This window comes from Thermus islandicus DSM 21543, from assembly GCF_000421625.1.
Classification (GTDB): domain Bacteria; phylum Deinococcota; class Deinococci; order Deinococcales; family Thermaceae; genus Thermus; species Thermus islandicus.
Genome location: NZ_ATXJ01000005.1, coordinates 36,605 through 48,565, shown reverse-complemented (window position 1 = coordinate 48,565; position 11,961 = coordinate 36,605). Strand labels below are relative to the sequence as shown.

11 protein-coding genes are annotated in these 11,961 nt (G+C 67.5%); 7 read left to right on the top strand and 4 right to left on the bottom strand.

What is annotated here, in order from left to right:
• Position 1 precedes the first annotated feature (1 nt).
• From H531_RS0106770 to erpA, 3 genes are all read right to left on the bottom strand, one after another.
• Positions 2–1,012 (bottom strand): ABC transporter permease, encoded by a 1,011-nt coding sequence (locus H531_RS0106770; protein WP_022798602.1) that lies wholly within the window; start codon positions 1,010–1,012, stop codon positions 2–4.
• A gap of 74 nt (positions 1,013–1,086) precedes the next feature.
• Positions 1,087–2,955, bottom strand: a complete 1,869-nt coding sequence (locus H531_RS0106765; RefSeq protein WP_022798601.1) for a peptide ABC transporter substrate-binding protein — start codon at positions 2,953–2,955, stop codon at positions 1,087–1,089.
• 129 nt (positions 2,956–3,084) lie between these two features.
• Entirely contained in the window at positions 3,085–3,465 is a 381-nt protein-coding gene (gene erpA, locus H531_RS0106760) for an iron-sulfur cluster insertion protein ErpA (protein WP_022798600.1), read from the bottom strand.
• An 88-nt stretch (positions 3,466–3,553) separates the two neighbouring features.
• Between erpA and H531_RS0106755 the strand changes: the two genes are divergently transcribed.
• From H531_RS0106755 to H531_RS0106730, 6 genes are all read left to right on the top strand, one after another.
• On the top strand, positions 3,554–4,684 hold the full coding sequence (locus H531_RS0106755; RefSeq protein WP_022798599.1) for a M24 family metallopeptidase: 1,131 nt from the start codon (positions 3,554–3,556) through the stop codon (positions 4,682–4,684).
• A 26-nt stretch (positions 4,685–4,710) separates the two neighbouring features.
• Entirely contained in the window at positions 4,711–5,643 is a 933-nt protein-coding gene (locus H531_RS0106750) for a ribose-phosphate diphosphokinase (protein WP_022798598.1), read from the top strand.
• Positions 5,640–6,344: an alpha/beta hydrolase gene (locus H531_RS0106745; RefSeq protein ID WP_022798597.1), complete on the top strand. Its 705-nt coding sequence runs from the start codon at positions 5,640–5,642 to the stop codon at positions 6,342–6,344. Before H531_RS0106750 ends, H531_RS0106745 begins: the two co-directional genes overlap by 4 nt.
• Positions 6,335–6,877, top strand: a complete 543-nt coding sequence (locus H531_RS13455; RefSeq protein WP_022798596.1) for a DUF72 domain-containing protein — start codon at positions 6,335–6,337, stop codon at positions 6,875–6,877. Before H531_RS0106745 ends, H531_RS13455 begins: the two co-directional genes overlap by 10 nt.
• Before the next feature lie 16 nt (positions 6,878–6,893).
• The gene (gene speA / locus H531_RS0106735) at positions 6,894–8,786 is read left to right on the top strand and encodes a biosynthetic arginine decarboxylase (RefSeq protein WP_022798595.1); all 1,893 of its coding nucleotides are present in this window, start codon (positions 6,894–6,896) and stop codon (positions 8,784–8,786) included.
• A gap of 90 nt (positions 8,787–8,876) precedes the next feature.
• Positions 8,877–9,917, top strand: coding sequence for a GGDEF domain-containing protein (locus tag H531_RS0106730; protein ID WP_033399289.1), 1,041 nt, complete (start codon positions 8,877–8,879; stop codon positions 9,915–9,917).
• On the opposite strand, the gene metK is transcribed toward H531_RS0106730, so the two are convergent.
• Positions 9,914–11,092, bottom strand: coding sequence for a methionine adenosyltransferase (metK, locus tag H531_RS0106725; RefSeq protein WP_033399292.1), 1,179 nt, complete (start codon positions 11,090–11,092; stop codon positions 9,914–9,916). The genes H531_RS0106730 and metK overlap by 4 nt on opposite strands.
• Positions 11,093–11,180: 88 nt before the next feature.
• Here metK and murI point away from each other — a divergent pair, with 88 nt between their 5' ends.
• Complete coding sequence (gene murI, locus H531_RS0106720) at positions 11,181–11,954, top strand: glutamate racemase (protein ID WP_022798593.1); 774 nt, start codon at positions 11,181–11,183, stop codon at positions 11,952–11,954.
• Positions 11,955–11,961 lie beyond the last annotated feature (7 nt).

Sequence of the window (11,961 nt, the reverse complement as noted above, 5' to 3'; positions counted from 1 at the left end):
TCTAGCTGTAGCGGATCCGAGGGTCCACCACCGCATAGGCCAGGTCAGCGAGAAGGTTGAAGAGAGCCGTCATCAAGGCCAAAAAGGCCAAAGCCGCCATGGCCACGTTGTAGTCCTTTTCCACCAGGGCATCAAAGATGGCCCGGCCCATGCCCGGATAGCTGAAGATGGTCTCGGTGATGGTGGCCCCACCCAGCACCCCCGGGATGGCCAGGCCCACCAGGGTCACGATGGGGATAAGGGCGTTTCTCAGCGCGTGCTTGTAAAGGACCACCCGCTCCGAAAGCCCTTTGGCCCGGGCGGTGCGGATGTAGTCCTGGGAAAGCACCTCGAGGAGGGAGGCCCGCATGAACCGGGTCCACTCGGCGATCTGCAAAGAGGATAGGGTGAGCACGGGAAGGACCAGGTGCCAGGCCCACTGCCCCAGGAACTCCCCAAGGCTCACCGCCCCTGAGCGCACATCCTCCCAAAGAAGGCCCGGCACCCCTCCGGTAGGAAAACGGGGAAAGCCGGGGATATGGTCAGGAAACCAGATGGCGAAGAGGTAGAGGAGAAGGATCCCCAGGAAGAAGACGGGCATGGAGAAGCCCACGAAGGAGAGGAAGGTGATGGCGTAGTCCGCCAGGGAGTACTGGCGCACCGCCGAGAAGACGCCCACAGGGATGGCCACCAGGAGGGCCAGGGTGAGGGCGAGCCCTGAGAGGAGGAGGGTCTTGGGCAGGCGCTGGACGAAGATGTACTCCGCCGCGGGGATGCCGTAGGTGCGGCTGTAGCCCAGGTCTCCCTGGAGGGCCCGGGAAAGCCACTTGAAGTAGCGGATGTGGAGGGGCTGGTCCAGGCCGTAGGCCCGCTTCAGGGCCTCAAACTGCTCGGCGGTGATCCTAGGGTTCTGCCTCCGCAGTTCTTCCAAAGGGTCCCCCGGTTGCAGGGCCAGAAGGGCGTAGATGACCACGCTGGCCGCAAGGAGAAGGGGAACCATCTGCAAAAGCCGGCGCACCGTGTAGGCGAACACTCTTGTACCTCCTGTTTTTGGCACTAAAAAGGCCCGCTGGGCTTTGCCCAGCGGGCCCCACTATACCACCCAGGCTACTTGATGGAAAGGGCGTACTTCGCCTGGTCCCACTTCTTCACGGCGCCCCGGCTCTCCCAGCCGATCTCCCAAGCGTTCCAGCCGGGGTAGCCGAAGCTGCCGGAGTAAGCGCTGGCCACGTAGTTCACCAGGCCCTTCCGCACCACGTAAGGGTTGGCGCGGAAGTAGAGGGGAAGCGCAGGGAGCTCCTCCGCCCAGATCTCCTGGGCACGGGCGAAGAGCTGCTTCCGCTTGGCCTCGTCAAACTCCAGGACGGCCTGGCTCGTCAGGCGGTCAAACTCGTCGTTGCGCCAACCGCCGATGTTCCGGCCCTGGTAGTTGTTCTCCTTGGTGGGGACCTGGATGGTGCCGGTGTTCAGGTTCTTGTACTGGAAGAGGGAGCCGTCCTCGGCCAGGCTGGACACCCAGGCGAACTCAAACAGCCCCGTCCACTTGCACTCGCTCGCCCTCTGGATGAAGTCGTCGGCGGAGACCACGGCGGAGGGGGCGTTGTTGATCTTCACCGCGATGCCGATCTTCTTCAGGTCCTCGGCGAAGAACTGCTGCGTGCGCTCCCGGATGGCGTTGCCCGCGGTGGTGACGTACTCAATCTCAAAGCGCACGGTACGGCCGCCCACGGTGCGCTGGAGGATGCCGTCTGGACCCTTCCTCCAGCCCATCTCCGCCAGGAGCGCCTCCGCCTTCTTCAGGTCAAACTCGTACTTCCGCACGTTGGGGTTGAAGAGGGGGTTGACGGGGGCGATCCAGGTGTGGGCCACGGGCTGGAGGCCGTCAAAGAAGGCCTTGACCAACCCCTCGCGGTTCAGGGCATAAAGGAGGGCCCGGCGGGTGCGGACGTCGTTCAGGCCCAGATCGCGGACCGCCTGGCAGTTCTCAAACTTGTTGATGTCAATGTGCTCCCAGATAGCCCCGGGCACGAACCAGATGTCAAAGCGGCCGGGGGCGCGGGAAGTGAGCTGCCTGGAGCGGGCCTGGTCAAAGGTGAGGGAAACGCTGGAGGTGGCGTCAATCCCCCCGCCGATCACCGCCACCAGGAGGGAGTTGGTGTTCTGGATGAAGCGGTAGACCACCTTCTGCACGTACTTGCTCTCCCCGCCCTCGGGCTTGATGGGGAAGTTGGGGTTCCGCTCCATCTCAATGGAGTTCCCCGGCACCCAGCGCTTGAGCTTGAAGGGCCCGGAGTAGACCATGGCCCCGCGGTTCAGCGCCTGGGGGGTGGCAAACTTGAGGAAGAAGTTGCGGTAGAGCTCATTAAGCTTCTCCGCGTCCTTGTCGGGGTCCAGGCCCCGGGCCGCCGCCTTCACCTTCTCCCACTCAGCGCCCATGATGTGCTTGGGGGCGTAGCCGATGGGGGAACCGTAGGTGTCGTAGTAGTAGGCGGGCTCAAAGATCACGGTGAAGTTGCGGGCGTCCTTAACCTTAAGGTTCACCCGCTCCCAGTAGTCCGGGTTGAGCACCGGCATCCCCTTGGCCTTCCCCACCTCAAAGTAGAACTGCACGTCCTCGGTGGTGATGGGCCTGCCGTCGGACCACTTGGCGTCGGAGCGGAGGGTGAGGTCCATCTCCAGCCGCTTCTTGCCCCCGCCGATGTCGGCCACCCGGAGCCTGCCGTTCTGCACGGTGGGCACCTCGGTGACCAGCACGGGGAAGTTCTCGCTGTTGGCGTTGAAGCCGATGAGGGGCGCGAAGAGGTACTGCTCTATCTCCGTCTTGATGGCCTGGTTGGAGATGACGCTTAGGAAGTCCCCTGCCAAGACCCTAGGCTCCTGGGACGCCCCGATGACGAGGCTGTTGTCCTGGGGTCCCGCCAGGGCCAGCCCCAAGGCGGTTAAACCGAGTACAGCCAGCTTGCCTGCTTTCCTCATATGGCCTCCTTTCTTGCCTATGGCACTCCCCTAAGTAACCGAGGTTATTATACGGTCCCCTTTTCTAAGGTCAACAGGGAGAAAGCTAAAGGGGCCTGAAGCCAGGCCCCGGTGCCCTCCGCGGACCCTTCAGCCACCGCAGGTGCGGGCCTCCCCCTCCTGGTCCTTGGTGCGGAAGGAGTGGCCGCAGCCGCAGGTGCTGGCGGCGTTGGGGTTATTCACGGTGAAGCCGCCCCCCATGAGGCTCTCCACCCAGTGGATCTCCGAGCCCACCAGGTAGGGCAGGGACATGGGGTCCACCACCAGGCGCACCCCGTGCATCTCCACGAAGGTGTCCCCCGGAAGCTCCCTTTCGTCCACGGCCATGCCGTACTGGAAGCCGGAGCACCCCCCCGACTTGACGTAGACCCGGATAGCGGCGTGCTCCTTGCCGTAGCGGACCAGGATCTCCTTGGCTTTTTCCGCCGCCAAGGGGGTGATGCGGATGACCGCTTCCTGCGCCTCTACCATCCCCTAACCTCCCTACCCTCTACCCTAGCATGGGCAGCCCAGGAGAAGGTATACCAGGTCAGGTTCCACGGCGATTTAGCATGGGGCTATGGACCTCCGGCGCACCCAGGAGACCCTGCGGGAGGAAAGGCTAGACGGATGGCTTCTCTTCTCCTTCGGGCGGAGCAACCCCGTGGCCCTCGAGGTCCTGGGCCTCGCCTCCCTCCACCTCACCCGCCGCTTCGCCTACGTGATCCCCCAGGAGGGAGAGCCCACCCTCCTCTGCCACGCCATAGAGGCGAGCCTCTTCCCTCCCCTTTGGGGAAAGCGGCGGACCTACCACACCTGGCGGGGCTTCGTGGAAGGGCTGGAGGAGGCCCTTTCGGGGATCAGGCGCCTCGCCCTGGAGTACGTCCCCGGGGGGGCCATCCCCTACCTCTCCCGGGTGGACGGGGGCACGGTGGACCTCCTCCGGGGAATGGGCCTGGAGCTCCTCTCCTCCTGGCCCCTCCTCCTCCCCTTTCAGACCTGGGACGAGAAGAGGCTGGAAAGCCACCGGCGGGCTGCCCAGGGCCTCGTCCGGGCGCGGGACGCCGCCCTCGCCTTCCTCCAGGAAAACCCCCGGGCCACGGAGCGGGAGGTCCAGAGACGCATGGCGGAGGTCCTCGCGGGGCAAGGCCTCGTCTTTGACCACCCTCCCATGGTGGCCTTCGGGCGACACAGCGCCAACCCCCACCACGAGCCCACGGAGAAGCCCCTGGAGGAGGGGGAGGTGGTCCTTCTGGACCTCTGGGCCAAGGAGCCGGGCGGCGTCTACGCCGACCTCACCTGGATGGCAGGGCGCGCCGTCCCGGAGGCCGCCCACCGGGCCTTCCAGGCGGTGGCTCGGGCCCGGGATGGGGCCATCGCCTTCGTGGCGAGGGCCTACCGAGAAGGGCGCCGCCCCAAGGGCTTTGAGGTGGACCGCTTGGCCCGAAGGGTCCTGGAGGAGGAAGGGTATGGGGCCTATGTCCGCCACCGCACCGGGCACAACCTGGGGGAGGAGGTCCACGGAACAGGCCCCCACCTGGACGACCTGGAGACCCACGACCTGCGGCCCCTGGTTCCGGGCCTCGCCTTCACCGTGGAGCCAGGGGTCTACCTCGAGGCCTTCGGGGTGCGGACCGAGGTGGACCTCTACCTCCACCCCGCAGGCCCCGAGGTCACCACCCCGTTGCAGGAGGCCATCACCCCCCTCTAGGGGGCCATGGTATTTTGGGGAACGGCATGGACCGCCCCCTCCTGATCTTCTCCGGCCAGTCCAACCGGCCCCTGGCCCAGGCCATCGCCGGCGCCTTAGGCCTCCCCCTGGGGAAAAGCACCACCTTGCGCTTCGCCAACGACAACCTTTTCGTGCGGTTTGAGGAAAGCCTGAGGGAAGGGGACGTCTTCCTCGTCCAGTCCCTCACCCCCCCGGTGCAGGACCACCTCATGGAGCTCCTCATGATGGTGGACGCGGCCAAGGGGGCGAGCGCCGCCCGGGTCACCGCGGTCATCCCTTACTTCTCCTACGCCCGGAGCGACAAGAAGGACGCCCCCCGCATCTCCATCGCCGCCAGGCTCATCGCCGACCTCCTCCAGACGGCAGGGGCCGACCGGGTGCTCACCATGACCCTCCACTCCCCCCAGGTCCATGGCTTCTTCAAGGTGCCGGTGGACCACCTCTCCGCCGAGCCCGTCCTCGCCAACTACTTCGCCACCCGGGTGGACCTGGAAAACGCCGTGGTGGTGGCCCCGGACGCGGGAGACCTAAAGAGGGCAAGCTCCCTGGCGAGAAGGCTCCGCCTCCCCCTGGCCTTCATTGACAAGGAGCGGGTCTCGGACACGGAGGTGCGGGTGCGGATGCTGGTGGGGGAGGTGAGGGGAAAGACCGCCCTCATCGTGGACGACGAGATCTCCACCGCAGGAAGCCTGGTGGAGGCGGTGGAGGCCCTCATGCAGGCCGGGGCCAAAGAGGTCTACGCCGCCGCCACCCACGGGGTCTACGTGGGCCCGGCCCTGGAGCGCATCGCCCAAAGCCCCGTGAAGGAGGTGGCCGCCACCGACACCTGCCCCCCCAAGGAAGGCCCCAAGCTCAAGACCCTTACCGTGGCCCCCCTCTTCGCCGAGGCCATTTGGCGGATCCACCGGGGGGAGTCCGTTTCCAGCCTCTTCACATGAGGGAAGAGCGGCTCCTCCTCGCAGGCCTCCCCGCCCTGGCCCGGATCCCCCAAAACCCCAGGGCCCTCCTCCTTGCCCTCCACGGCCTTCAGGGATCCAAGGAGGGGATCCTCGCCCTCCTCCCGGGCTACGCCGAAAGGGGATTCCTCCTCCTGGCCTTTGACGCCCCCAGGCACGGGGAAAGGGGCGGCCCGCCCCCTTCGGGCAAGGACCCGGACTACGTGGAGGCCTTCTACCGCGTGGCCCTGGCCTACGCCGAGGAGGCCGTCCAGGTGGCGGAGGCGGCGGCGAAGCGGTACGGTCCCCTGCCCCTCGGCCTCGCCGGGGGGAGCATGGGGGCCTTTGTCCTCCACCTCCTCCTCTCCCGGGGTTTCCGGGCCCAGGCGGCCTTGGCCTTCCTCGGCTCGGGCTTCCCCATGAAGCCCCCCGTGGGGCAGAGGGTGGAGGACCCCCGGGTCCAGGCCCTCTACGAGGCTCCGCCTGCCACGAAGGGAGGGGCCTACGGGGGCGTGCCCCTCCTCCACCTCCACGGCACAAAGGACCTCATCGTGCCCCTGGAGCGGATGGAAAAGACGGTGGAAGCCCTAAGGCCCCACTACCCCGAAGGCCGGCTGGCCCGGTATGTGGAGGAGGGGACGGGGCACACCCTGACCCCCCTCATGGCCCGGGTAGGCCTGGCCTTCCTCGAGGCATGGCTCTGAGGGTGGGGCTCCAGGGCTACCGGGGCTTCCCCGGGGGGTTCAAGGCCTACCGCCATGCCTTCCCCACGGTGGAGCTCTCCTGGTGGCACCGCCTGCCCGACCCCAGGACCCTAAGCCGCCTCCGGGCCCTGGCGCCGGAGGGGTTCCTGTTTAGCGCCATGGGCCACAAGCACCTCACCTTCCGGCCCACGGGGGAGGAAAGACGCGTCCTGAGGCGCTTCCTCCGGCGCTTCCGGCTCCTAGGGGACAGGGGAGGGGTCGTGCGGCTCTGGGTGCCGGAAGGAGTGGAGCGGGAGGCCTTCGCCCCCTGGCTTTCCCTCCTCGAGGCGGTGCAGGAGGAGGTGGGCCCGGTTCCCCTCTTCTTCCAGGCTCCCCCCGCCCTCTGGCCCCTCCTCCGGGAGCGGGGGCTTGCCCTGGTGAACGAGGAGGGTGGGCCTTTGCTCTACCTCCTGGACCCCCCGAGGCTTCCCGAAGGGGAAGGGTTTGCCTACTTCTCCTCTTCCCAAGCCCTGGCTTCCGCCCTACACTCATAGCGGAGGTTGACCCGGATTGAAAACGGCCAAGCGCTTTTCCCCCAAGGAAGCCGAGGAGATCTACCTGGTGCCCTACTGGAGCGCGGGGTTCTTCCGGGTGGGCGAAAGGGGGGAGCTGGAGGTGACCCCCTCGGGGCCCAAGGGGCCCTCCGCCTCCCTCCTGGAGATCGTGGAGGCCCTGCGGGACGAGGGGCGGCCCCTGCCCCTCGTCCTCCGCTTCCCCCAGATCCTCGAGGCCCGGGTGCGGGAGCTCAACGAGGCCTTCCTCCGCGCCATGGAGAAGTACGGGTACCAAGGGGGGTACCGGGGGGTCTACCCGGTAAAGGTGAACCAGCGCCGCCTGGTCCTGGAGACCGTGGCCCGGGCGGGAAGGCCTTACCACTACGGGCTCGAGGCGGGGAGCAAGGCGGAGCTAGCCCTGATCCTGGCCCAGGACCTCTCCGAGGAGGCCCTGATCACCACCAACGGCTTCAAGGACGACGATTTCGTGCGCCTCGCCCTCATGGGGCGGAAGCTTGGCCGCAACGTGGTCATCACCCTGGAGAAGTTCGCCGAGCTGCCCCGGGTGATCCGCCTCTCCAAGGAGCTCGGGGTGCGGCCGAAGCTGGGCATCCGCTACAAGCTCAAGGCCAAGGGGGCGGGGCAGTGGGAGGCCTCGGGAGGGGAGAACGCCAAGTTCGGCCTCACCACCCCGGAGATCGTGCAGGCGGTGGAGATCCTGAAAGCGGAGGGGCTTTTGGACACCCTGGTCATGGTCCACGCCCACATCGGCAGCCAGGTGACGGACATCCGCAGGATCAAGGCCGCGGTGCGGGAGGCGGCCCAGACCTACGTCCAGCTCCGGAAGCTCGGGGCGCCCCTCACCTACCTCAACCTGGGCGGGGGCCTGGCCGTGGACTACGACGGCTCCAAGACGAACTTCTACGCCTCGGCCAACTACACCCTCTCCGAGTACGCCGAGGACCTGGTCTACGTGACCAAGGAGGTGGTGGAGGCGCAGAGGGAGCCCCACCCCATCCTGGTCACGGAGTCGGGGCGGGCGGTCACCGCCTACCACGAGGTGCTGGTGCTAGAGGTCATTGACGTCATCACCCCTCCCGGGGAGGGGAGGCCCGGGGCCCCGGGGCCGGAGGCCCACCCCCTGGTGCGGGAGCTCTGGGAGGGGCTGGAAAACCTCACCCCCAAGAACTTCCGCGAGGTCTACCACGACGCCTTCGCCGACAAGGAGACCCTCCAGACCCTCTACGACCTGGGCCTCGTCTCCCTGAAGGACCGGGCCCTGGCGGAGGAGATCTTCTACCACATCGCCCGCAAGGTCTACGCCCTCGTGCAGCAACTCCCCTACGCCCCGGACGAGTTGGAGGACCTGGAGAAGCTCCTCGCTGACAAACTGGTGTGCAACTTCTCCATCTTCCAGAGCCTTCCCGACACCTGGGCCATCCACCAGCTCTTCCCCATCGTGCCCCTAAGCCGCTTGCGGGAACCCCCCACCCGCCAGGCCACCTTGGTGGACATCTCCTGCGACTCCGACGGCAAGATAGACCGCTTCATAGACCTGCACGACGTCCGCCCCACCCTGCCCGTCCACCCCGTGCGGCCAGGGGAGCCCTACTACCTGGGGGTCTTCCTGGTGGGGGCGTACCAAGACGTGCTGGGCAGCAACCACAACCTCTTCGGCCAGGTGGGGGAAGCCCACGTGGCGGTAGACGAGGAGGGCTTCGCCATTGAGCGCTTTGTGGCCGGCGAGACGGCGGAAAAGGTGATAGAGAAGATGGGCTTCACCGCCCGGGAGCTGATGCTCGGGGTGGAGCGCCTGGTGCGGCAAAGCCGCCTCTCCCCGGCGGAAAAGGGGGCCTTCCTGGAGCGCTACGCCCGGGAGCTCCAGGGCTACACCTACCTCGAGGACTGAGGCTACCCCCGTAACCGCAGGGCGTTAAGGATCCGTTCAGGGGCCTCGAGGCAACCTGGAGGTATGGACACCCCGTATACTGGGAGCGGCTTGCAGGCCACCCTCGAGCTCCTGGACCCCCTGAACCCCCTGCGGCGGCGGATCGCCCTCTGGCTTCTGCCCCTGGGGAGCTTGTTGGCCTTGGTGGCCCTCTGGGCCTCCCACCGGACGGGCCTGGACCCCGTGGACCGCACCTTCCTTCCCCTCCTCGCCTTGGGCCTGATGGTCCTGGCCGCCTTCCTTTGGCGGACCCCTCGCTCGGCGCGCTGGGTCCTACCCACCGCCCATGCCCTCATCGCCCTCTACCTCCTCTTTACCCTGGGCTACCAGCTCCTCCTGAGGCCCAATCCCCTGGGCCTCTCCCCCGCCGCTTACTGGGTGCCCTTCTTCTACTTCTCCGGCTACCTCTTCTTCCCCGCGCAAAGGGCGGTGCGCCTCGCCCTCCTCTACCTCCTCACCCTCCTCCTTTTGGCCCTGGCCGGTTCCCTGCGCGGCCACCTCCAGCCGGTCCACCTGAACGCCCTAGCCCAGTTCTTCGGCTCCAACCTGGCCTACGTGGCGCTTTTGTACCTGCTGGTGCGGCTCAAGGAAGGCTACCTCGAGGCCCGCCTGGACGCCCACTCGGACTTTCTCACCGGCCTAAGAAACCGGCGCTATCTGGAGCAAATCTTAGAGAGGGAGCTCTTCCGCCTCCGGCGCTACGGCCGCCCCCTCTCCCTGATCGTCCTAGACCTGGACGGCTTCAAGGCCATCAACGACGCCCACGGCCACGATGTGGGGGACCGGGTCCTTCAGGCCCTCGCCCGGTGCCTCGAGGGCCACCTCCGCCAAAGCGACCGGGCGGTGCGCCTGGGCGGGGAGGAGTTCGCCGTGATCCTACCGGAGACCGCCCAACCCCAAGCCCTGCGCCTCGCCGAACGCCTGCGCCGGGCGGTGGAAGCCCTCCAGGTGCCCCCGGTGGAAGGCCTTTCCGCCAGCTTCGGTGTGGTCCAGGCAAGCCCCACCGACTCCCCCCTCTCCCTCCTCAAACGGGCGGACGAGGCCATGTACCAGGCCAAGCGCCTGGGCAAGAACCGGGTGGAGAGCGCTTAAAGCCCCGCCTCCCGCCTTAAAGCCTCCACCCGGTCCGTCTCCTCCCAGGGGAAGCCTGGGCGGCCGAAGTGGCCGTAGGCCGAGGTGGGGGTGTAGATGGGGCGAAGGAGGTCCAGCTCCTCAATGATGGCGAGGGGTCTCGGGTCAAAGACCCTGGCGGCGATCTCCGTGAGCTTCTCATCGGGCAGGACCCCGGTGCCGAAGGTCTCCACCCTTAAGGAGACGGGCCTCGCCTTGCCGATGGCGTAGGCGAGCTCCACCAGGGCCCTCCGGGCAAGCCCCGCCGCCACCAGGTTCTTGGCCATGTAGCGGGCGTAGTAGCTGGCGGAGCGGTCCACCTTGGTGGGGTCCTTGCCGCTGAAGGCCCCGCCCCCGTGGGGCACCGCTCCCCCGTAGGTGTCCACGATGATCTTGCGGCCCGTAAGCCCGGTGTCGGCGTGGGGGCCACCCAGGATGAAGCGGCCCGAGGGGTTGATGAGGTACTCCGTCTCTCCTTCCTTCAGGTACTCCCCCGGGATGGCCTGGCGCACCACCTCCCGGATCAGGTCCTCCCGAAGCTGCTCCTGCTCCACCTCGGGGGAGTGCTGGGCCGAAACCACCACGGTCTTGACGTAAAGCGGCTTGTCCCCCTCGTAGACCACGGTGACCTGGGCCTTGCCGTCGGGCCGCAGGTAGGGGAGGAGGCCCGTCTTGCGCACCTCGGCGAGGCGCATGGTGAGGCGGTGGGCCAGGGTGATGGGGAGGGGCATGAGCTCGGGGGTCTCGTCGGTGGCGTAGCCGAACATGAGCCCCTGGTCCCCGGCGCCCACCCGGTCCAGGGGGTCGGTGGACTTCAGGACCCGCCACTCGTAGGAGAGGTTGACCCCGCCCGCGATGTCCGGGGACTGCTCGTCTATGGCGGTGAGGACGGCGCAGGTGTCCCCGTCAAAGCCGTACTTGGCCCGGGTGTAGCCCACCTCCCGCACCGTTTTGCGCACCAGGCCGGGAATGTCCACGTACCCCTCGGTGGTGATCTCCCCCGCCACGAAGACGAGCCCGGTGGTCACCAGGGTCTCCGCCGCCACCCGCGCCTTCTTGTCCTGGGCGATGAGGGCGTCCAGGATGGCGTCGGAGATCCGGTCCGCCAGCTTGTCCGGGTGTCCCTCGGTTACCGACTCAGACGTGACCAGCCTCAACTTGCGCACCTCCTTTAAGACCCGCCCCCTCGGGGCAACCCCGATAGTATAGCAGCCCCCCTTGGCCGTCCAGGTATGATGGCGGGCCGTGAAGGACCCCAAGGCCCCCATCGGCGTCTTTGACTCGGGGGTGGGCGGGCTCACCGTGCTCTCCGCCCTGCGCCAGGCCCTCCCCCGGGAGGACTTCCTCTACTTCGGGGACACCGCCCGCGTCCCCTACGGGGGGAAGCCCCTCCCCATGGTGCGGCGCTTCGCCTGGGAAATCGCGGGCTTTCTCCTCCGGGAAGGGGTGAAGGCCATCGTGGTGGCCTGCAATACGGCGAGTTCCGCGGCGCTTCCCGAGCTGGCGGAAGACCTCTCCGTGCCCGTCTTCGGGGTGCTGGAGCCGGTGGCGGAGGAGGCCAGGGCCTACGGGAAGGTGGGCCTCATCGGCACCCAGGCCACGGTGGGTAGCCGGGCCTACGAGCGGTACGTGAGGCTCGCCTGGGCCCGGGCCTGCCCCCTCTTCGTGCCCTTGGTGGAGGAGGGGCTCTGGGACGACCCCGTGGCCCTCCTGGTGGCCCGGCACTACCTGGAAGAGGCCCCCAAGGACCTCGAGGCCCTCATCCTGGGCTGCACCCACTACCCCTTCCTGAAGGGGGCCATCGGGAAGGTCCTCCCCGGGGTGCGGCTTCTGGACTCCGGGGAGGCCACGGCCAGGCGGGTGGCGGAGGCCCTGAGGCGGGAGGGGCTTTTGAACCCCGAGGGCCAGGGCCGGGTGGTCCACTACGTCACCGGGGACCCGGAGAGCTACCAGGACCTGGCCGGGCGGCTTGGGGTGCGGGTGGAGGCCCTCAGACGGGTAAACCTGGAGGAGCTCTAATCCCACC

Excerpts from the sequence above, each read along its gene's own strand:
- erpA (WP_022798600.1), bottom strand. The coding sequence starts at position 3,465 with ATGGTAGAGGCGCAGGAAGCGGTCATCCGCATCACCCCCTTGGCGGCG.
- H531_RS0106750 (WP_022798598.1), top strand. The coding sequence starts at position 4,711 with ATGGACCGCCCCCTCCTGATCTTCTCCGGCCAGTCCAACCGGCCCCTG.
- H531_RS0106765 (WP_022798601.1), bottom strand. The coding sequence starts at position 2,955 with ATGAGGAAAGCAGGCAAGCTGGCTGTACTCGGTTTAACCGCCTTGGGG.
- H531_RS0106745 (WP_022798597.1), top strand. The coding sequence starts at position 5,640 with ATGAGGGAAGAGCGGCTCCTCCTCGCAGGCCTCCCCGCCCTGGCCCGG.
- H531_RS0106755 (WP_022798599.1), top strand. The coding sequence starts at position 3,554 with ATGGACCTCCGGCGCACCCAGGAGACCCTGCGGGAGGAAAGGCTAGAC.
- H531_RS13455 (WP_022798596.1), top strand. The coding sequence starts at position 6,335 with ATGGCTCTGAGGGTGGGGCTCCAGGGCTACCGGGGCTTCCCCGGGGGG.